Source organism: Streptomyces niphimycinicus (assembly GCF_018883605.1).
GTDB lineage: Bacteria > Actinomycetota > Actinomycetes > Streptomycetales > Streptomycetaceae > Streptomyces > Streptomyces niphimycinicus.
The window spans coordinates 1-20,238 of sequence record NZ_JAHLEM010000090.1; the positions used below are offsets into that span (position 1 = coordinate 1).

15 protein-coding genes and 2 pseudogenes are annotated in these 20,238 nt (G+C 67.8%); 9 read left to right on the forward strand and 8 right to left on the reverse strand.

Annotated features, from left to right (window positions below; genetic code table 11):
* The first annotated feature begins 310 nt into the window (after positions 1-310).
* Positions 311-520, forward strand: a complete 210-nt coding sequence (locus tag KN815_RS10605; RefSeq protein WP_216341521.1) for a hypothetical protein — start codon at positions 311-313, stop codon at positions 518-520.
* An 81-nt stretch (positions 521-601) separates the two neighbouring features.
* On the opposite strand, the gene KN815_RS50185 is transcribed toward KN815_RS10605, so the two are convergent.
* The 3 genes from KN815_RS50185 to KN815_RS10625 form a co-directional block, all read right to left on the reverse strand.
* Positions 602-1,858 (reverse strand): hypothetical protein, encoded by a 1,257-nt coding sequence (locus KN815_RS50185; RefSeq protein WP_253208881.1) that lies wholly within the window; start codon positions 1,856-1,858, stop codon positions 602-604.
* Positions 1,859-2,073: 215 nt separating this feature from the next.
* The gene (locus tag KN815_RS10620; protein ID WP_216341523.1) at positions 2,074-3,327 is read right to left on the reverse strand and encodes a sensor histidine kinase; all 1,254 of its coding nucleotides are present in this window, start codon (positions 3,325-3,327) and stop codon (positions 2,074-2,076) included.
* Positions 3,324-3,974, reverse strand: a complete 651-nt coding sequence (locus tag KN815_RS10625; RefSeq protein WP_216341524.1) for a response regulator transcription factor — start codon at positions 3,972-3,974, stop codon at positions 3,324-3,326. The genes KN815_RS10620 and KN815_RS10625 overlap by 4 nt, the downstream gene beginning before the upstream one ends.
* Positions 3,975-4,313: 339 nt before the next feature.
* On the opposite strand from KN815_RS10625, the pseudogene KN815_RS50190 reads away from it, so the two are divergent.
* The 3 genes and pseudogenes from KN815_RS50190 to KN815_RS10635 all read left to right on the forward strand — a co-directional run.
* Positions 4,314-4,457, forward strand: a pseudogene (locus KN815_RS50190) (IS6 family transposase); the annotation flags it as partial.
* Positions 4,458-4,678: 221 nt separating this feature from the next.
* Complete coding sequence (locus tag KN815_RS10630) at positions 4,679-6,433, forward strand: M4 family metallopeptidase (RefSeq protein ID WP_216341533.1); 1,755 nt, start codon at positions 4,679-4,681, stop codon at positions 6,431-6,433.
* Between the two features lie 303 nt (positions 6,434-6,736).
* Positions 6,737-7,540, forward strand: coding sequence for a BPL-N domain-containing protein (locus tag KN815_RS10635; RefSeq protein ID WP_216341525.1), 804 nt, complete (start codon positions 6,737-6,739; stop codon positions 7,538-7,540).
* A gap of 800 nt (positions 7,541-8,340) precedes the next feature.
* Here KN815_RS10635 and KN815_RS10640 read toward each other — a convergent pair.
* Positions 8,341-8,817 carry a MarR family winged helix-turn-helix transcriptional regulator gene (locus tag KN815_RS10640; protein ID WP_253208884.1) on the reverse strand — a complete coding sequence of 159 codons (477 nt, stop codon included), beginning with the start codon at positions 8,815-8,817 and terminating at the stop codon, positions 8,341-8,343.
* 111 nt (positions 8,818-8,928) lie between these two features.
* Between KN815_RS10640 and KN815_RS10645 the strand changes: the two genes are divergently transcribed.
* Positions 8,929-10,227, forward strand: coding sequence for an amidohydrolase family protein (locus KN815_RS10645; RefSeq protein WP_216341527.1), 1,299 nt, complete (start codon positions 8,929-8,931; stop codon positions 10,225-10,227).
* Positions 10,228-10,263: 36 nt separating this feature from the next.
* On the opposite strand, the gene KN815_RS10650 is transcribed toward KN815_RS10645, so the two are convergent.
* Positions 10,264-11,574, reverse strand: coding sequence for a PucR family transcriptional regulator (locus KN815_RS10650; RefSeq protein WP_216341528.1), 1,311 nt, complete (start codon positions 11,572-11,574; stop codon positions 10,264-10,266).
* 381 nt (positions 11,575-11,955) lie between these two features.
* Between KN815_RS10650 and KN815_RS10655 the strand changes: the two genes are divergently transcribed.
* The 3 genes from KN815_RS10655 to KN815_RS10665 all read left to right on the forward strand — a co-directional run bounded on the left by KN815_RS10655 (position 11,956) and on the right by KN815_RS10665 (position 15,915).
* Positions 11,956-14,211, forward strand: coding sequence for an ATP-binding protein (locus KN815_RS10655; RefSeq protein ID WP_253208882.1), 2,256 nt, complete (start codon positions 11,956-11,958; stop codon positions 14,209-14,211).
* A 238-nt stretch (positions 14,212-14,449) separates the two neighbouring features.
* Complete coding sequence (locus KN815_RS10660) at positions 14,450-15,046, forward strand: hypothetical protein (RefSeq protein WP_216341530.1); 597 nt, start codon at positions 14,450-14,452, stop codon at positions 15,044-15,046.
* A gap of 422 nt (positions 15,047-15,468) precedes the next feature.
* A complete protein-coding gene (locus tag KN815_RS10665; RefSeq protein WP_216341531.1) occupies positions 15,469-15,915 on the forward strand; it encodes a VOC family protein in 447 nt (148 codons plus the stop codon).
* A 297-nt stretch (positions 15,916-16,212) separates the two neighbouring features.
* Here the strand turns inward: KN815_RS10665 and KN815_RS10670 are convergent, their stop codons facing one another.
* The 3 genes and pseudogenes from KN815_RS10670 to KN815_RS50195 form a co-directional block, all read right to left on the reverse strand.
* The gene (locus tag KN815_RS10670; RefSeq protein WP_253208883.1) at positions 16,213-16,605 is read right to left on the reverse strand and encodes a hypothetical protein; all 393 of its coding nucleotides are present in this window, start codon (positions 16,603-16,605) and stop codon (positions 16,213-16,215) included.
* A 427-nt stretch (positions 16,606-17,032) separates the two neighbouring features.
* Entirely contained in the window at positions 17,033-17,512 is a 480-nt protein-coding gene (locus KN815_RS10675; protein WP_216341535.1) for an HIT family protein, read from the reverse strand.
* Positions 17,513-17,972: 460 nt separating this feature from the next.
* Positions 17,973-18,077, reverse strand: a pseudogene (locus tag KN815_RS50195) (IS5/IS1182 family transposase); the annotation flags it as partial.
* A 211-nt stretch (positions 18,078-18,288) separates the two neighbouring features.
* Here KN815_RS50195 and KN815_RS10680 point away from each other — a divergent pair.
* Positions 18,289-19,887, forward strand: a complete 1,599-nt coding sequence (locus KN815_RS10680) for an acetolactate synthase large subunit (protein WP_216341532.1) — start codon at positions 18,289-18,291, stop codon at positions 19,885-19,887.
* The last annotated feature ends 351 nt before the right edge of the window (positions 19,888-20,238 follow it).

Genomic DNA, 20,238 nt, shown 5'->3' on the forward strand with positions numbered 1-20,238 from the left:
GTCGCCCGCCCGGCCGGTCCTCCGCCACCGCGCGTGCGCGCGGGACACCGTAGTCCGTCACGCCCGGCCCCGCCCCGTCCGGAGCGGCACGACCGGCCGTACCGCGCTCGGTCACGCCCACCCTGCCTCGCCGCTCCCGCCTCGCCCACGCCCCACCGGCGCGTTCCCTCCCGGGAGTCTGACAGCGCGAACGGGCCCTGCCCGGCCGAACGAGTGGCCGTCACCCTTGATTCGTACGTTCGAATCTGTCCGAGTGCTGGAGCGGCGAACCCGCGCACAGGTCCTTTCAAAGCCCCAATCGATGCGCGGGTTGGAGCGTGACCGTATCCAAGAATCCGCGAACTCGCGCGCTTCCAACAGGCCGAAGTCCGACAAGGGCCCCGCCAACTGGCAGTCCCCGCTCGCCAGCTACCGCTGCATCTACGGCCGCGCCTGGATCTCGGTGAAGCACGTGTACGGACTGGCCGTGGATCCGGCGGAGCGCTCGGCGCTGGAGGGCATGTTCGCCACCTGCGCGTGACGACGTCAGCCCCTGGCACGCCGAGTGGTGGCGTTCATCGCTTGCCACCACTGCAGGCGTCGATGGGTCGATTGGAGCCATTCACGCGGTGGCCGGACCGGCCTCCTCGCCGGGGTCCGCGTCCTGCTCCGTGGAGGCCGGTGGGGTGCCGGTGTTCTCCGGCTTGCCCCCGGCCTCGGTGCCGCTCTCGGCTGTCAGGGTGTTCGGGGCGGGGGCGGTGCGGTCGTCGAGGGTGATGGTGACCGGCTTGCCGCTGGGGGTGAGGCCGGTCAGGCTCTCCTCGATCCGCTCGTACAGGGTGGTGGCGAGCTCCCGGTCGCCGTCGCCGTCACTGGCGGTGTGCTTGGTGGAGTGCAAGCTGATCAGCAGGGCGATCAGGGAGCGGCCGGACAGTGCGGCGCGGATCCGCTCGTCTCCCTCATCGGCGACCTGCGGCGGCACTCGGAAATGCGGGTGCCGCCCGGCGTGGGCGGTGATGAACTCCCAGATATCGCGGTGGCACAGCAGGCTGGCGGAGGAGACGCGGGCCGTTGTCTTGAGCAGGGCACTGTGCTCCGCGCTCACCTCGGTGGCCGCGGTCTCGGCGGTGGCGTCGGGCCGGGGTCGCAGCTCCTCCACCGCGGCGCGCACGTCAGCGATATCCCGCCGCAGGGAGACGAGTTGGGACCGGGCTGCCTCCAGAGCAGAGCCCAGTTCCTCCTTGATCTCCCCGGCTGCTTCGCGCAGCCGGTCCGGTACGTCCTGCCGGTCACCGGCCGGGCCGTCGCCGTTGCTGTCCGGGGCGGTGAGCGTGGTGAGCACGGGGGCGAGTTCCTCGGTGAGGACCTCGCGGACGGCTTGGCGGACCGCCTCGACCGGCAGCGCTGGGCTGGGCGAGGAGTCCTGATCGGCGGTCCGCTGTGCCGGGACCGCGGTGTGGAGGGCGGCCTCTTCCGCGTGCTGGTCGGGCTCGGTGACGATGGTGACTGGTGCAGGCGCGAGACTGGTGCGGTCGCCGTCGGTACCGGATGCCTCCTGGGGGTCCGAGGCGGGGGAGGACGGGGTGGCGAGCGGGGGCGGTGCAGCAGGGGTGAGGTCCGCGAGCACGACGCGCACCTCCCGTAATTCGGCGCGCAGTTGGGCGACGACGTCGTGGACGGCGGTGTTGAGCGCTTCTCCGTTGGAGTTCAGCTTGTTGTAGACGTCGCGGAAGTTCGCGCGCATCCGGCCCAGCTCGTCGACGACCTCCTTGGTCGTCTCGTCATGGGCGGCCCGGCCGGCCGACTCTAGCTTCTCGACGCTCTTGTCGAGCGCGTCCCGGATGTTCTTGTCCGTGTGCGTGACGGCGGTGTGGAGCATCGTCAAAGTGTTGGTGAGGTCCGGGTTCGGCTGGCGGGCCATCATCCCCCATTTCGTCGCAACGGGTAGTCAGTCGAGTTCGTTGCGTATGCTGCCCCAGGATGGGACCTTCCACGCAGGAAGTTCGAGTCAACTGTCCTAAGAGCAGTGGTTCTTCGGGCCGAAACCGCACAGGCCGGTCGTGACCGCGTGAACCACCGACTACGCGAGAGCGCCTACCCGAGCGGCGAGGCCGGCGACCGCCGGTCCCGATACACGGCTCCGACCAGGGCGGATGACATTCTCGGCAAGCACAGGGTCGGGAATTCGGCGCAGATGGTGAGGCCGCCGCCCAAGGGATTGGGGTGGGCGGTGAGGATCCCGTGATGTGTGTGGGTGACGGCGCGGGCGACGGTGAGGCCGAGACCGGATCCGGTGCGGTGGGAGTCAGCCCCTCGGTGGAAGGGTTCGAAGAGGGTCGGAATGTCGTGCGCGTTCACAAAGGGGCCTGTGTTGCGTACCTCGATCCAGGAGCGGCCGTTCGCGGTACCGGTCGTGACGTGGACGGTGCCACCGGAGTGGTTGTGACGGATGGCGTTGATCACGAGGTTGAGGACCAATTGGTCCAGGAGGGTGGCGTCGCCGGTGACCGGAGCGGGGCCCAGTTTGGTCTGGAGGGCCACCTTCAGGTGTTCGACCTCGTCGCGAACGTCGGCGAGGGCGGTACGGACGTGATCGGCGAGGTCGCTTTCGCGCACGTGGGCGAGGCCGCTCTCGCCGCGGGCGAGAGCGAGGAGGGAGGCGATGAGACGTTCGCTGCGTTCGGTGGCGGCCAGAGCGCGACGGAGGGCGGGTTCGAGATCGTCGGGAACGCGGTGCTGGGCGAGGGGGATTTCCAGGGCGGTGCGGGTGATCGTCAGGGGTGTGCGCAGTTCGTGGGAGGCGAGGGCGGTGAATTCGCGTTGAGCGGTGAAGGAGCGCTCCAGGCGGTCCAGCATGGTGTCAAAGGTGTCGCCGAGCTTCTTGACCTCATCGTGGGGTCCGGTGAGGGCGAGGCGGCCGTAGAGATTGGTTTCGCCGATGTATTGGGCGGCCTCTGTGACTTGAGTGATGCGGGTGAGGGAGCGGCGGGCGATCCACCAGCCGGCGAGGAGGGACAGTGCGGCGATGACCACAATAAGGAATGCGGAGCGGGCGAGGAGCTCCCGCATCACGGTGTCCCGGAACGCCTCGAAGGCTTGCGAGGGCACGGATGGCCAGGGAGCGGGCGGCAGTTGTGACGGAGTGGGCGGAGAGCCGGTCGTAGGGGGCTGCGACTCGGCGGGGAGGGTGGGGACGACGGCGAGCAGGGAGCGATTGGCGTCGAGGAGATCGCGGACACTGAGCCAGTTGAGTGTGAGCAGAACGAGGCCGCCGGTGGCGAGGACGGCCGTGTTCGAGAGGGCGAGGCGGGCGCCGATGGTGAGTCTGCCCCGTTGGTTGCGGGTCACAGGCGATACCCGAAGCCGGGGACCGTCTCGATAAGGGGTGGGGCGCCGAGTTTGCGGCGTAGCTGGTGGACGGTGACTTTCACGGCGCTGCGAGATTCGGGTGGGGTGTCCCAGACGGTGTTGAGGAGGTCGGTGGCGCTGAGGATGCCGCCGTCGGCTTCGAGGAGGGCCTCAAGGATTCCGAATTCCTTCGGGCTCACTGCCAGGAAGCGGCCGTCGCGTTCGGCCAGGCGCCGGACGGTGTCGAGACGGACACCGTGACGTTCCAGGACGGTGGGGGCGCCTGAGGGGCCGCGGCGGGCCAACGCGTGCAGGCGGGCGATGAGTTCGAGGTAGGCGAAGGGCTTGGACAGGTAGTCGTCGGCGCCCTGGCCGAGGCCGTCGACGATGTCTTCAAGGGTTCCAGCGGCAGTGAGCATGAGGATCCGGGCCGGGTAGCCGCTGGTGGTGAGGGTGCGGCAGACAGCGTCCCCGCTCATCACGGGCAGGTCCCGGTCGAGCATGATCACGTTGTAGTCGGTTGCCGCGGTCATCTGTAGCGCGGTGGATCCGTCCTGGGCGATGTCGGCTTCCATGCCCTCGCCGCGCAGCCCGTCCGCGATCATCTCGGCGAGTTCCTTCTCGTCCTCCACCACCAGCACCCGCATCCGCGCCGCTCCTTCTCGTCGGGGTTGCCACTCGTGTCCCATTGTGGCCGGGCCGTGGTTATGCGCGGGTTGGCGCACCATAACCGGCGCATAACCACGAGGCGGGTACCTCTAGTGACCGCCGGGATGCCAGTGGGGCGCCCTGCGGGGCCGAGGGAGGACCTTGATGTCTCGTACGACTGTCCATCCGGCAGGGGTGCTGCTGCCGGCAGCCTGTGCTCCGCCATGGTGCGCTCCGCGTGCTCGTCGGAGAGCGGGGAGGCACCGAAAGCAGCCGGTGGTGGCGGGCGGTGAAGCCCATACCTCACCCTGCGCGCCGGGCGCATGCCTCCCACCACCGCCCTCCGCGAGGTCATGCCCTCAGTCGAGTACGAACGCGCGATGAAGGGCTTCCGCTCGATCGGCGCGGCCCCAAGGTTCCTGTCCGCGTTCAGTGGCATCCCACCCCGCCTTCGGCCCCGCCGTCACCTGATGACCGCCACTGAACACCACTGAACACCACTGAACACCGCCTCGAGACGACCGTCCGCCTCACCATCCGGGACCACACCACCGAGACCATCGGCCTGCCCGCCACAAACCGCCCCCGGGGGCCCAACCGGCTCCCGCCGCACCCCGACACACCGTCGGACGACCACACACCCAACAACGTGACAGTGCTCCAGAACAGGAAACGAGGAGTTCGCGTGCGCAAGACCTCCAGCATGACCACGCCCCGTGCCGGTATGCGTCGTTCGGCGATGGTGGCCGGTACCGCGGTCGCGGCGACGGCCCTGCTCGCCACCGGGCTGACCACCAGCGCCGCGGGTGCCGCCCCGGCCTCCGAGACCGGGGCCCAGCCCGCGGCCCTCACCGCCTCGGCCCGCGCCGAAATGCTGCGCGAGGCCAACGCGACCAAGGCGAACATCGCCACATCGCTCGGCCTCGGAGCCAAGGAGAAGCTGGTCGTCACGGACGTCATCAAGGACGTCGACGGCACTACCCACACCCGTTACGACCGCACCTACGACGGACTGCCCGTCCTCGGCGGCGACCTGATCGTCCACCAGGCCAGGAGCGGTGACATCAAGAGCGTCACCAAGGCCACCAACGCCACCGTCAAGGTCGCCTCCACCACCGCCGGAGTCGCCCCGAGCACCGCCGCCAAGGCCGCCATCAAGCTGGCCGAAGCCGACCACACCACCGGAGCCTCGGCCGACCAGGCCCCGCGCAAGGTGATCTGGGCCGCCACCGGCAAGCCCGTCCTCGCTTACGAGACCGTCGTCGGCGGGACGCAGAAGGACGGTACACCCAGCGAGCTGCACGTCATCACCGACGCCGCCACCAGCAAGAAGCTCTACCAGTACCAGGACGTCAAGACCTTCACCGGCACTGGCCGGCACAACGGCAAGATCACCCCCGGCACCCGCACCGGCACCGGCACCCACACCGGCACCCACACCGGCACCCGCACCAGCACCGGCACCCGCACCAGCACCGGCACTGGCACCGGCCAGTACAACGGCAAGGTCCCCCTCGGCAGCGTCAAGAGCGGCAGCCGGTGGCTGCTGAAGGACACCGCCCGCGGCGGACACCAGACGTACAACGCCAAGCACTCGACAGACCAGACCAAGCAGGGGTCGCCCTTCTACGACGCCGACAACGTCTGGGGCAACGGCAAGCCCACCATCGCACAGACCGCCGCCGTGGACGCCCACTACGGCGCCGCCATGACCTGGGACTACTACAAGAACGTCTTCGGCCGCAACGGCATCAAGGGCGACGGCAAGGCCGGCTACTCCCGGGTCCACTTCGGTGACCAGTTCGGGAACGCCGCCTGGAACGACGACTGCTTCTGCATGACCTACGGCGACGGCGCGGGCAACAAGACACCCCTCACCGCGCTCGACGTGGTGGGCCACGAGATGACCCACGGCGTCACCTCGGCCACCGCCAAGCTGAAGTACGGCGAGGCCCTCGGGCTCGACGAGGCCACCTCCGACATCTTCAGCACCGCCGTGGAGTTCTACGCCAAGAACGCCCAGGACCCCGGTGACTACCTCCTCGGCGACAAGATAGACCTCAACGGAGATGGCACGCCGGCGCGTTACATGGACAAGCCCAGCAAGGACGGTCTTTCCTACGACTACTGGGAGAGCGGCATGGGCAACGTCGACCCGCACGCCACCTCCGGTGTCGGCAACCACTTCTTCTACCTGCTGTCCGAGGGCAGCGGCGCGAAGGAGCTCGACGGTGTGAAGTACGACAGCCCCACCAAGGACGGCTCCACCGTCAAGGGCATCGGCCGCGCCAAGGCCGAGAAGATCTGGTACAAGGCCCTGACCACATACATGACCTCCAACACCGACTACCACGCCGCCCGTAAGGCCACGCTGAAGGCCGCCACGGACCTCTACGGCACCGACAGCGCCGAGTACAAGGGCGTGGACGCCGCCTGGGCCGGAGTCAACGTCAAGTAGCAGCAACCGGCTCGGTCGAACCACACGACACACCGCCGGTGCCCGGGCCTCAGAGTGCGCGAGCGATGCCACGCAGGGTGTCGACAAGGCGCTCTACCAGTACCAGGACAGCAAGACCTTCACCGGCACTGGCCGGCACAACGGCAAAGGTCACCCCCGGTCCCGGCCCCGGCACCGGTCCCGGCGCTGTCACGTTGGCTGAGCGGGTGGGATGATTTTCGGGTTGATCATGCTGGGAGGGGCACGTACGCCATCGGCCCCCCCGGTCCGGGTTCGGGCCGGGAGACACAGGAGAGAGACACCATGCACCCCAGTACGCTCCCGAACGTCGGTCAGCCTCCGGCCACCGTGGGCCGGCGCCGGCTGCTCCTCGGAGTTCTCCCGGCCGCCGCCGCGCTGGCCGGCTGTGGCTCGTCGAGTGCCGACGAGCGAAGCGACCAGCCGCCCCTCGCGCTGGTCTACCGCGGTCCCCAGGGCTGCCCCGACTGCGCCCCGACGATCGCCGACCTGCTGCGCAAGGCGCCGCAGCCCTTCCGGGTCACGTACGTGGGCCCCGGCACCAAGGTCCCCCTGACCGCCGACGCTCTGGCCGACGCGCGGTTGTACGTCCAGCCCGGCGGCGGCTCCGACCTCGACGGAGCCTGGCGGGACCTGCGTGGCTCGGCCAAGATCATGCGCGACTGGGTCCGGGAGGGCGGCAGCTACCTGGGCCTGTGCTTCGGCGCCTATCTCGCCGGCCGTAACCCCGGCTTCGACCTGCTGCCCGGCGACACCGACGGATATATCGACCTCCCGGACACCACGGTCCACGACCAGCGAGACACCGTGGTGCCGGTGAAGTGGCGCGGCAAGCAGCGGCACATGTACTTCCAGGATGGGCCCGCCTTCCTCCTCGACAAAGGCGCCGACGCCGACGTCCTGGCGACCTATCCCAACGGAGCTGCCGCAGTCGTCGTTGCCCCGTACGGCAAGGGCCGGGTCGGGGTCAGCGGCCCGCACCCGGAAGCCGACCGCTCCTGGTACGAGGAGGCAGGGCTGAAGAACCCCGACGGCGTCCGCCCCGACCTGGCCCACGAACTGATCGACAGGACCGTGGTACGACACTGAGCGGGCATCTCATTGCGGTCGGTGCTTATCTGCACTTCACTCGGACGGGTGCGTATCGGCGCGAAGATCGAGGATGATCGGAGCATGTCGATATGCAAGAAGTGTGGCGTGCGAAAGCGCCGTTGGCCCCGTTCCTGCCCCGGGTGCCGCGCCGGGTCGGCCCGAGCGGACGTGGCCGCAGCCGGGGCCGATGTGACCGTGGCGACAGGACTTTTCGGGTGGATCAGACGGGCAGTCACGGGCGTTGTGCGGAGGATTCTCGACTGGACCTGACTCGGCGGGCACGATCCGGCTCCGGAAGTCGTCGGCATCGACCATGCCGGCCGGGACAGGAACGGCAACTCCGCCACCGGCCCCAGGACGACGAAGCAGGTGCCGCAGCCAGGCCGAGGGCGGCGGTGACGTCGAGTGCGACGGCGGCGCTTCTTCTTGCCTCACAACATGATGGCTTGTGTCCCACATTTCCGTGCGAGAGCAACGCCCGGCGAAGCGGTCCGGAAGTGGAGTCGCGATGGTCCGGTCTTGCTGCCCGCGAAGGTAGATCGACGGGGTGTCCCGCCAACTGACGCGAGTAGGTGTGGCGTCGAAGGTCGACGGAGGTTCCGGACGCGGCAACTCCACCGCACGCGTGGCCGCCGGTCCGGCGACGTCGCCGTAGAGCTTCGCCCGGGCATCGTCCGGGTCCAGGCAAAGCCGCCCGTCCCCGTCCGGCAGCGCGAGCAACCCCTCGCCGGGCCGACGTCACGTACTGAGTGGGGTTCAGTCGACGCCAGACCTCGTCGACTTCGCTCGCCGCCCGATCACTGTGCGGGACCAGTCGCTGCGGCATCCGACGCACTGTCGGCCGGATTCTCCTCGAGGTTGGCGACAAGCCTTCTCAGCAGGTCCACAAGGAGATCGATTTCTTCGGCGCTGAAGCCTCGCAACGCCTGATCGTTGGTCTCGAACAACGCCGAGTGCACCTGTGTGAGCTTTGCCAGTCCAGTCTCGGTCAGCGAGATCAGGCTGACCCGTCGATCGTGCTGGGCGGCCGTGCGCCGGATGAGGCCGTCGCGGTCCATCCGGGCGAGCAACTGGGCCATGGACGGCTGCTCGATCCGGGCCAGCCCCGCCAATTCCTTCTGGGAGAGTGCGTCGGCCTTGCTCAGCGCCGCCAGCACGGGCATCTGCGCGAAAGTCAACCCCAGCGGCCGCAGTCGCCGGTCATTGACCCGGGACAACGCGCGCGAGGCCATGTTGATCAACGCGGCGGGCGCGGAGCCGAACCTGGAGTCCATCACGCGTCAAGTATATAGGCTCCTATTGACCAACTACATAGGCACCTATACAGTCCAACACATAGGGTCCTATGTAGTTCTCGCCAAATCTCGCCGAATAAGGAGACATTCGTGATCATTCGCAACGTGACCGTCATCGACGGGCAGGAGGCCGCCCCGATCGCCGATGCCGAAGTGGTGGTGACCGACGGACGGTTCGGCGCCATCCGGCCGGCGGCCGACGCGCGGGCGGCGACCGGTGACACTCCCGTGCTCGACGGGCGGGGTGGCTACCTGGTGCCGGGCCTGTGGGAGAGTCATACGCATCTGAGTGGGCACGCCTACTCCAAGCCCGAGAACGAGCGGGCGAAGTACATCTCCCAGCTACTCACCGACTTCCTGAGCGCCGGGGTGACCAACGTCGTCAACCTCGGCGGCCCACTGGAGACCGAGCTCGCCGCCCGCGACTACCGCGACAAGGCCACCGACGCCGCTGCCGGGTTGTTCTTCGCCGGGCCGGTGTTCACCGGTGTGGAGGGCTGGCCGGTCCTGGACGATCCGGCACGTGCCCCCATCGCCTACCAGACCGACAATGCCGATGTCGCCTATCGTCAAGCACTGGAGCTGGCCGATCAGGTCGACTTCATCAAGTGCATCTACGACGGCGAGCCCGGCGCTCCGGACAAGCTGCCCCTCGACGCCCTCAAAGCCATCGTCGCGGCCGCGCACCAGAAGGGCAAGAAGGTACTCGTGCATGTCCACGAACGCATCGATCTGGAGGAGGCGGTGGCATCCGGCGCGGACGGCATCGAACACGCTTTCCGGCCGGAGGACCCCGGTAGTACCGCGGAGGCCCGCGACGTCGCCGCACTACTGGCGGAGACGAACACCTATTACTGCCCCACCCTGGTCACCTGGGAGCAGATCGCGCACAACGGCGAGGCCGGCTATTTGCAACAGTTGGTCGATGATGGTTTCGCCACGCACGACGACATACCGCGGATCACCAGCCGCCCGATCTACGGGCACCAGTTCCCCCGGCATTCCGCGCAGGACTCCCGCATCCGTTTCGACTATGCGATGCGCACGCTGGCGCTGATGCACGACGCGGGAGTGAAGATCACCGCGGGCAGCGACGTGGCCATGTTGATGCCCTCGCCACCCGTCGCCCTGCTGCGAGAACTGCATTTGCTGGCAAAGGCAGGGCTGCCGCTGCCCGCGGTCCTGGCGGCCGGTACCCGGCATTCGGCCGAGAAGATCGGTCAGCAGGCGACGACACCGGGGACGATCACCGTCGGATCCATTGCCGACGCGCTGTTGCTCGATGCCGACCCCTACGTGGACATCGCGCACCTGGTCGACCGTTCCCACCACATCGGGACGTTGCGGGCCGGGCGGCCAAGCTGGGACGAGGGCCACCCCCGAGCCTGACACGGCCTGCACTCGCAGGGCGGTACCGGCGCGGCATCAACCAGCGGTGCGTGTGTGCACCTCGTCGGCCGAAGCCGAGTTATCGGTACGGGTTCCTCCGTCGAGGACGGGGTCGCGCTCCGCGGTGAGGTAGTCGTGGGCCCGGATCGCCAGCAGGACGGTGCCGGCCTGATCGCCGTCATGGACATGAGACTCAAGGAACGGGCGCAGTTCGTTTACCCGGTACTTGACCGTACTGTGATGCACGCCGAGATCCGCGGCAACCGCCTTGAGCCTGCCCCGGTGCCGCAGATAGGACGCCAGCGTGGGGAGTACCCATGCTCGCTCGGCCAGGCGACCGAGCGATTCCATACAGCCATGTACGAAGCGGCGTGCCTGCTCGGGGTCGGCGACCAGTGCCGCCAGGGGCGCAAGCTCCTGGTAGTCACATACGCGGGTGGCAGCCCTGTCCAGCCGCCCCCCGATGTGCAGGGCCTGGAGCGCCTCGCGATGGCTCTGGCGTATCTGCGTCGTCCCTCGCGCAACTCCGCCCACGGCGACACCCAAAGGAGCGCGGGTGCGCACGAAGCGCTCCAGCCGGTGCAAAAGTTGGCGTCGTCCCCCCTGGTGCACCGGGCAGGCGGCCAGGACACTACGGTGACGCGTGGTCCAGTACGTCGCCCACGCTTCCCGGACGAGCCCTGCGGCCAGCTCGTCCAGGGACAGCCTGGTGGTGCTCGGCAGCACGTCGAGCACCACCACACAGTGGTCCGACTCCAGCACGTCCGCGTGATGGTGCTGCTCCCGGTACTGGTCGGCCAGGATCGCTTCGAACAGAGCGGAGGGGCCTGCTGCCGGTACCCGACTGGCCTGGAGAGCTTCGGTGGTGTGCGCCTCCTCGGTCGCGGTGGTCAGCCGGTCCACGAACTCGAGCATGCGCTTCGACAACGGAGCCACCAGGTCCTGATCGACCGGCAGTTCGAGGATCTCCTGCCACACCGTGTGGGTGGCGATCCGGTAGGCGCGCAGCATGGCATCCATGCCCACGCCCTGAAGCGCCCGCCGCCTCCTCGCCTCCAGTACGGGAAACAGCAGTTCCTCGTCTATGGGCCGGGCCAGATCGAGCGCTTCGATCCAGCACCGTATGCCGGCGAGTGATACGGCCTTCATGTCCGCCAGCACCAAGGGATCCGTGATGGCCGCGTACTGCGGGATCTGCGCCTTGTATGTCATAACCATCCGCGCCACCAGCGAGTCGAGGCGAGGGCGGATCTGCTCGGCGAGTTCCCGTACCCCCGCCTGTTGCCGGGCCGACAGCGGCAGGGAGGTCTCGTACCCGGCCTCGTCGCCCTCATCGCTGAGCGCCACCGATATCGCCCTTTCGACCACTCGGACCTCGTCTGAGGCCGGCCCGCGTGCCGGGCCTGTGCGTGCGTTGCCGTGGTGAGTCTTTCGCATGCACGGCGGGCTCGATCAGGGGACAACTACCCGTGTCCGCGTCATGGGGTGCTATGGAGCACGGCCCTGCTGTGCCTGCCTCGTGCGGGGCGCTGCCATCCTGGGGTCGCGGAGCGTCAGACCATTGCGGCCAGGTGATGGATGTGAAAGAAGTATGCAGGCAGATATGCGGAAAGGGTGGCCGGGGTGCCTGCTGATCTCACCCCTTTGATCGGTCGTCGCCGTGAGACGACTCTGGTCAGACGGCGACTCTCCCTGTCGCGCCTGGTAACCCTGACCGGAGTCGGGGGCGTGGGCAAAACCCGGTTGGCTCTGGATACCGCTGCCAAGGTCGGCCGCATGTTCCCCGACGGGGTGCACGTGGTGGAACTCGCGGCTGTCCGTGACGGGGAGCTGGTGCTCTGGAACATTGCCTCCTGTTTGAGCCTCCCCGACAGGCCGGGACACGCGACGCTCGAGATGGTCGTGGATCATCTCCGTGACAAGCAGCTACTGCTCGTCCTGGACAACTGCGAGCACCTTGTCGATGCGTGTGTCGCCACGGTGGACACGCTGCTGCGGGCCGCACCAGCGCTGCGCATCCTGGTGACGAGTCGGCAGGTACTGGGGATCACCGGAGAACAAACCTTCTCGGTGCCGCCGTTGCCCACCCCCGTCCCTGGCCACGGCACTTCGGCGAGAGAGCTGTCGCGGTACCCGGCTGTCGTCCTGTTCGAGCAGCGTGCCGCGGCGATTGTTCCCGGCTTCCAGGTGGGCCGCGAGAACGCCGAGGCGGTGACGCGTCTGGTGCACGCACTGGAAGGGCTTCCACCGGCGATCGAACTCGCTGCCGCCTGGATGCGCACTCTGACGGTGCAGGAGATCCTCTCTCGCCTGGAGGACCGTTTCGGTCTGTTGCGGCTGGGCAGCCGGGCTGCCTTGCCACGCCAGCGGACGTTGCGCGGCCTCGTCGACTGGAGCTACGAGCTGTGCACGGAGCAGGAACAGGCGCTTTGGGCGCGTGCGTCCGTCTTCTCCGGAGACTTCGATCTGTGCGCCGCGGAAGCCATATGCGCCGGCGAGGGCCTGGCTGCGGACACGATGGTCGAGGTGGTGAACGGCCTGGTGGAGAAGTCGGTTCTGAGCCGTTCCGAGCGCTATGGACGGGCCCGCTACCGTATGCTTGAAACCATTCGCGAGTACGGCCAGGAGCGGTTGTCCGGAGTCGGCGCCTTCACCCGCTTCCGCCGCCGCCACCGAGACCACTATCTCGGCCTCACCGCGCGGGCCGAAGCCCAGTGGTTCGGGCCCGAGCAGGAAGCATGGTTCGCGCGGCTACGTGGCGACCACCCCAACCTCCGCGTGGCACTGGAGTTCTGTCTACAGACTCCCGGTGAGGCGACAGCGGGTCTGGCCCTGGCGGTGGCTCCCCGCCATTACTGGATCACCTGTGGCTCTTTGGGCGAGGGCAGGGAGTGGCTCTCCCGCCTGCTGGAAGCCGACAGCGCCGACGGGGCAGCGTCCGCGATCCGTGCCTCGGCTCTGGCGACCCACGCCTACCTGGGAATTCTGCAAGGGACTGCGGATGACATTCTGGGGATCCTCGATGAGGCCCAGACCCTTGCCGTACGCATGGGGGACCGGTCCACTCTGGCCTGGTTATGCCACCACCGCGCGGTGGCCGCCACCTGGAACGGCGACATCGCCCAAGCCGCCGCGCTGTTCGAGCAAGCCGCGACCGCTTTGCGCGAGCTCGGCGACATCGGGGGCACCACCGAGTGCACGACGAAGCTCGCACTCGCACTTGCGTTTGTCGGAGATCTTCCCCGTGCCGCCGCCCTGTGTGAGGAGTGCGAAGCGGCCATCTCGAAGCACGGTGAGTCGTGGCTGAGGGGGTTCAACCTCTTCACCAGGGCGCTGCTGTGCTGGCACAAGGACGAATTTTCGACGGCGGGGACACTGGCCCGGAACGCCGTTGGGCTGCTCCGCCCCTTCAACGACTGGTGGGATATCGCCATGTGCGTGGATCTCGCAGCCTGGAGCGCGGCCCAGACCGGCATGCCGGAGCGTGCGGCAGGTCTCTTTGGCGTGGTCCGGTCCTTGTGGGCATCGATTGGCGCATCCCTGCACACCGCGCCCTTCATGGCCGAAGCCCACGAGCGGTACGAGCGGGAGGTGCGCGAAGAGCTGGGCACCAAGGCGTTCGAACGGGCCGCCCGGCGTACGGCGAATCTATCCCTGGTGAACGCACTGGACTACGTCGTCGATGATCAAGTGGCCGGTACTTCATCGACCAGGCGGTCGGCCGAGCAGCACGGTCGGGGCATCTCTCAAGCGCTGACCCGGCGAGAGCGGGAGGTGGCCGAGTTGGCCGCCCTCGGCATGAGCAACAGGGAGATCGCCACCAAGCTGGTCATCGCACAACGCACCGCGGAAGGGCACATCGAGCATGTCCTGGCGAAACTGGGCTTCCGGTCCCGCGCTCAGCTCGCCAACTGGGTACACCAACAGCACAGCGCGCCGGAGCGGCCGCCTTCCAACAGCACACCTCGCCGCGGACATGGGTAGTCGTCCCCTGACCGAACCTGCAAGGCGAGGCCCGCTCGGGTACGCCGTCCAGTAGCGGGCGACAGGGCACGCTGTCCTCGATGGGCGAAGCGGTACCGCGAACTTGGCCTCGGCAGACGAAGTGATCACGCGTACTTCTCGCTAGCGTCTCGCCCATACGGCGGTTGCTTCCCTATGCGGCGCTTCGTAGATCCGTCGATTGGACTGGTGTGAAGTGAAGATCAAGTTTGGTCAACTGTTGAGACGTCTCTCGGTAGTGGCGGTCCGGAGCCGGCTCGCCGCCGCGGTGGGCGTGGTCGCGCTGCTGGCGGCCGTCCTCACCGGCACGGCCGTCGGTACGGCCAGTGCGGCGCCCCAGACGGCGCAGGGCGCTGCCACCACTCAGGCGTCCCCCGGATGGGTCTGCCCCGGCACGCCCATACCGGATGGTTATGTGGTCACCCTCCGTGCTGCGAACGGGTGCAACGGTGCGGGTGCCTGGTACATCCAGCCCGTGCGCAACGGGATCTGGGTGTGTGCCACCTCGCCGATCCCTACCGGCTATGTGATCACTCTCCACACGGCCAATGGCTGCAACAGCAACATCGACACCTGGTTCCTGGAGACGGCCCGCGATGGCCAGTGGGTCTGTGCGGGCTCTCCGATCCCCTCCGGTTACGTGCTCACCGGCCACATAAGCAATGCCTGTGGCAATATCGGCTCGTGGTTCCAGCAACAGGCCCGCGTCGGCCAGTACATCTGCCCGGGCGTGGCCGCGCCGGCCGGTTTCCGCACCGATGCCTATAACGCGAGCATGTGCAGTGGCCTCGGGGGCTGGCTCCTGGTCAGGGCCTGATCCGATCGGGATCCGCCGGGATCCGCCGGGATCCGCCGGGAGGCGCCGCGTGATGCGCGGTGCCTCCCGGCGTCGCACACGTGTGGTGAAACTCCGGCCTATGTCCAGGCCGACGATCTGGTCCGGATCGGCGATCGATCCGGCGACTGCCGTGTTCGATCACCACGAACAGAGCCTGGGCTACGTCCCCGTCAAGACCAGGCTGGCCGGGGCTCCCGGCCGTCGGGGGCAGGGTGCTTGACCGGTGGCCGGGCATCGCTACCGCCGCCGCCCCACGGGAGTCGCCGTTCCGAGAAAGTGTCACGGTGCCGGAAGTTCTCTCGGAGTTCGGCGGTCTGCGGATGTCGAGAACGCGCCACCGGCTCCGTCCCAGCAACATCAGCGGCCACCACCGGCCGCACGAGGGAGAGGGAGAAACCGGCATGGCGATTCAGCGGATGGACAACGTCGGCATCGTCGTCGAGGACTTGGAGGCCGCCATCGCGTTCTTCGTGGAACTCGGTATGGAGCTGGAGGGCAGGGCGCAGGTCGAGGGCCCTTTCGCCGACCAGTGCACCGGACTCGACGGCGTCCGCTGTGACATCGCGATGGTCCGGACCCCGGACGGTCACAGCCGGCTCGAACTGGCGAAGTACCGCAGCCCAGCGGTGATCAGCGCCGGGCCGCGCAACCGGCCGCACAACATTCTGGGCACCCACCGCGTCATGTTCGCCGTCGACGACATCGAGGACACCGTTGCCCGCCTGCGCTCTCACGGCGGCGAACTCGTCGGCGAGATCGCCCGGTTCGAGGACAGCTATCTGCTCTGCTACCTTCGCGGCCCGGAGGGCATCATCGTCGGACTGGCCGAGCAACTGCGCTGGGCGTGAATCTCGGTTGAGCACGCCTACGCCCGCACCACGGATGAGGAAGAACCCGCCGGGCGCCAGGCGATGGCGGCCCCGCCGCTACCGCTCCCTCGGGTGCTCACCCGCGCTCCACCGCTGCCCCCTGATACCACGTCATCATGACGCGGCTACAGAGGCGAGGAATCAGAGTAGCTCGTGAGCAGGCATCGCAAACCGGATCCTGATCCGGGGCAGGGCACTGCGCCGCTGAACAACTCGGACGGCGGCCAGATGTCCCCGCCCCGGGTGGAGCCTGCGTGATGAAGTTGGCCCTCGCGTTCAGGCGGAGGGCGAACCGTCGGCGCTCGTTCCGGGGTAAGCACCGACTCGGCACTGCCAGGTGCCCGATTCATCAGGGTCTTCCCAGACGACCTCGTTCTGTGTCAGGCGAGGCCTGGCCGGCCGGTGACTGCCGGGGACCGGCGGAAGGCCCACGGAGTAGAGCTCGACGTACGCGTCCGGGATTCGGTCGGCGAGCTGGTAGAGGATGCTCGTATCCGTTCCGTTGGCGTCGACGGAGAACCCGACCCCCATGCCCGAACTGTCGGAGACCAGGACCTCCACGTACCCTTCTGCGCTTGGCTGGGTGTATGTGGTAATTGGTTCCTCTGTAACGCCTGCCCAGTGAAGGTCGTGCAGCACCTTCTGGGCGAGTCCTTCGATTCGGGACACCTCGCCTCCTTTTCATGTCGGCACGGCATTATCTTCACGCAGGTGCCGGCCGTCGCCCATGGGATCCGGCTCCGCATCAACACCGGCTCCTCGGGGCGACGCGATAGCTTCGGGGAGTGCACAAGGCCGGCCCTCCGGCTCCTGCCGTACGGCTCGTTCAATGGGCAGCCCGGCTGTTTGGCGGCGCGCGACGGCCGCCGCGACGTTCTTCATGGGCAGGGTGCCCTTCGGCGCGGCATCGGTGATCCGGCCGCCGGACGGTGCGGCCGGTCGCCATCGTCGCGCTGCTTGCGACCCCGGAAACCGCCCGCTCCTCTGTCCCTACAGCCATTCCCGACATCGTTCCGGTGCGAAGGACTCCATGACCATCCACTGACCTTCACCGCTCACCGGGCCCGCCGACCCGACGGTCGGCGGGCCCACACCGTCAGATCGTCGAACGCAACCGGTCCAATTCGCTGCTGATCGCATCCCGCAGCACGTCATGCTGCGGACCGAGCCTGAACCGCTCATCGCTCCACCGCTCATGCGGATACAGCCACACAGGCTTGCCCACCAGCTCGGTCGGCTCCCACTCGAACCGCGGCCAGACGTGGGCATGCAGGAACGGGTCCGTGTTACCGAGGATCTCCAGGTTGACCCGGCGAAAATCGGGGTCCAGCCGCCGACAGGCCCGCTCAACCGCTTCCCCGAGCTGGTCCATGTCGGACAGAAACGCCAGCCGCTTTGCCTTCGGCAGGTCAGACAGCCGTTGAACACCGGGTTCGTCCACGAGGAGGACCGAATAGCCCGGTAAGAACTGAACGTCGCCGATCACCGCGAATCCCGCCTCAAGTCGCCGCAGCACGGTTGGGTTCTCCCCTCGCAGCGCAGCCCCGATCCGATCCATCCGCCAGTCACCGGTCATGGCCAGCACCTATACATCGAAGCCTCAAGCGGCACCGGCCGCGTCCTGATCCCAGCACTTTCGGTTCTGGCTGCCGAGCGACAGGTGCCGGGGCCGGGGGGGCATGCCGCGGCCCTGCGCTTCGCGGAGGCCGTCCCCTTCACCGCCGGTCAGGCCGCTGAAGCGATGGTCTGCCCGGCGGTCCGGGAAGATCCAGGGAATGCGGGGTTGGTGGCGGTGTTCATGTTGTCGCGGTTCGCGACTGGCGACAGTTGAATGGGCGAAACCCACCAGCATCAACCCCCGTATACCGCCAAAACCTGAGCCGGTTTTAGCCATTAATTGTAAATTTACTTACATCGGATGGGGGTGCAGGGCCTGATCGGACTGGCCCTTGGGACGTCGGACCGGGATGCGGATGCCGATCCCGACGCCGATGTAGACCACAGGTCGTTTGCCGTTGTCGCGAACCCCCCGCGACGCGGTCGGCTTCGATCAGCGTGCCGTCGAGGATGACGTGGGTCATGCCCTCACGTCGGCAACGGTCCAGGACTTCGTACAGGTCCGGAGCCTGGTCTGCGAGAGCTATCCACAACCCTCATTAGCGAGCACGGTGGCTATCTGTTCCTTGGCCTGCTGCGGCAGCCCGGAACGCTCGTGCGAGGCTAGAGCGGCATCACACCTTGGCCATCAGTAGACACCTGCGTCCCAGATGGGGTACCAGCGGTGTGAGTGACAGGCCCCTAACAGTGAGAACACCACAGCTCAAAAGGACCAGCGGAAGGCGATCAGCCTCTATGAACGGTGCCGAGACTCTCCTGCGCACCCTGCTCAACAACAACGTGGACGTCTGCTTTGCCAATCCCGGCACGTCGGAGATGCAGTTCGTCGCGGCGCTCGATCGCCACCGGGCCATGCGCGGTGTGCTGTGCCTGTTCGAGGGAGTAGCGACCGGGGCCGCCGACGGCTATGCCCGCATGACCGGCCGGCCGGCCGCGACCCTGCTTCACCTCGGTCCCGGTCTGGCCAACGGTCTGGCGAACCTCCACAACGCGCGGCGAGCGCACACCCCGATTGTCAACGTCATCGGCGACCATGCCCGCTCGCACAAGGAGCTCGACTCACCCCTGGAATCCGACATCGATGCCACAGCCGCGACCGTCTCGGGCTGGGTGCGCCGGCCGATGACCTCGGCGGACATCGGTCCCGACACCGCCGCTGCCGTGGCGGCGGCGTTGAGCGCCGGTGTGCCCGGCGCCCCGGCCCGGTCACGCACCGGCACCTCCGGCGCGATCTCAACACTCATCATGGCGGCCGACCTGTCCTGGGAAGAGGGCACCCTGCCCGCGCCGCACCTCCCGGCACAGCCACTGCGGCCCGTGACCCGCGCCGACGTGGAAGCCGCAGCGGCACTGGTCGCCGGACCCGAGCCCGTCGCGCTGCTGATCGACGGCACAGGGCTGAGCGAGCTCGGCCTGCAAGCCGTCGCCCGGGTACAGAAGGCCACCGGAACTGCCGCCTTCTGTCCGACCTGGCCAGCCCGTTTGCGGCGCGGTGCAGGCGTACCGGCGATCCGGCCCCTGGGCTACCGTGCTGAAGCCGTCGGCCAGCAACTGGCAGGCGTCAAGCACCTGATTCTGGTCGGAGCACGCGAACCAGTCGCATCGTTCGCCTATCCGGGCCGCCCGGGCATACTCACCCCACCGGGAACCTGCGTGCATCACTTCGTCCCCGACGCAGGCTTCGATGTCGTCAACGCGCTGACCGAACTGGCAGACACCGTGGCACCGGACTCCCTCGTAACGCTGCCCACTCCAGACGCTCTGCCCTCAATCGTCAACGAGCCTTTGCGCACGGAGAATTGGGCACAGGTCATCGGCGCCCTGCTCCCAGAGGAAGCAATCGTCGTCGACGAATCCATAACCGAGGGGATGAACACTCTGTTCCCAGCGACCGCCAACTCCGCACCACACGACGTACTCGGCCTGACCGGCCTCGCGATCGGGCAGGGCATCCCCGTGGCCGTCGGCGCGGCCATTGCATGTCCCGAACGGCCGGTCGTCTGCCTGCAAGCCGACGGCAGCGCGCTCTACACCATCTCCGGACTGTGGACCGAGGCCCGCGAGAAACTCAACGTGACCACCGTCATACTCAACAACCGCTCCTACGCTATCCTCCGAGCCGAACTGAGTCGCGTAGGCGGCAGCCAGGCGGGACCGGCCGCCAACGCCCTCTTCGACCTGAGTCGACCCGACATCGACTTTACCGCCGTGGCCACCGGCATGGGCGTACCCGCGACCCGGGCGGCAAGCACAACCGAACTGGCCGAACAATTCTCCACCGCGCTGGCCACACCCGGACCACACCTCATCGAAGCGATCCTCCAGCCGACCTGAAACCTTCGGGAACAACGGCAGTCAATACCCTTGGAACGACATGCGGTACGCGAAACTGCGTGCATTGTTCCGCGTGTGAGCACGTTCAGGCGCACCGGCCCCGGAGCCGGGCAGACGTAAAGCTCCTGGTAGGACGTTTCTCACCACAAGATCGTCCGCACAAACCAGAGGCTTCACGTTGGTCACCTATGCTGCCACGCTCGACGTCCCAAGGGCCAGTCCGATCAGGCCCTGCACCCCGATACGCGCACCACGAACAGCCTGATCAGAGGCATCCGCGCCCTCGGCGAACGCGCCGCTGCCGAACTCGAACAACGCTGGCGCACCTTGCAGCACGTCACTCTCAGCCCG

What these genes read in the sequence shown, in the direction of transcription:
- KN815_RS50185 (WP_253208881.1), bottom strand. Translation starts at nt 1,858, where the DNA reads ATGCTCCACACCGCCGTCACGCACACGGACAAGAACATCCGGGACGCG.
- KN815_RS10625 (WP_216341524.1), bottom strand. Translation starts at nt 3,974, where the DNA reads ATGCGGGTGCTGGTGGTGGAGGACGAGAAGGAACTCGCCGAGATGATC.
- KN815_RS10630 (WP_216341533.1), top strand. Translation starts at nt 4,679, where the DNA reads ATGACCACGCCCCGTGCCGGTATGCGTCGTTCGGCGATGGTGGCCGGT.
- KN815_RS10635 (WP_216341525.1), top strand. Translation starts at nt 6,737, where the DNA reads ATGCACCCCAGTACGCTCCCGAACGTCGGTCAGCCTCCGGCCACCGTG.
- KN815_RS10640 (WP_253208884.1), bottom strand. Translation starts at nt 8,817, where the DNA reads ATGGACTCCAGGTTCGGCTCCGCGCCCGCCGCGTTGATCAACATGGCC.
- KN815_RS10665 (WP_216341531.1), top strand. Translation starts at nt 15,469, where the DNA reads ATGGCGATTCAGCGGATGGACAACGTCGGCATCGTCGTCGAGGACTTG.
- KN815_RS10675 (WP_216341535.1), bottom strand. Translation starts at nt 17,512, where the DNA reads ATGACCGGTGACTGGCGGATGGATCGGATCGGGGCTGCGCTGCGAGGG.
- KN815_RS10680 (WP_216341532.1), top strand. Translation starts at nt 18,289, where the DNA reads ATGAACGGTGCCGAGACTCTCCTGCGCACCCTGCTCAACAACAACGTG.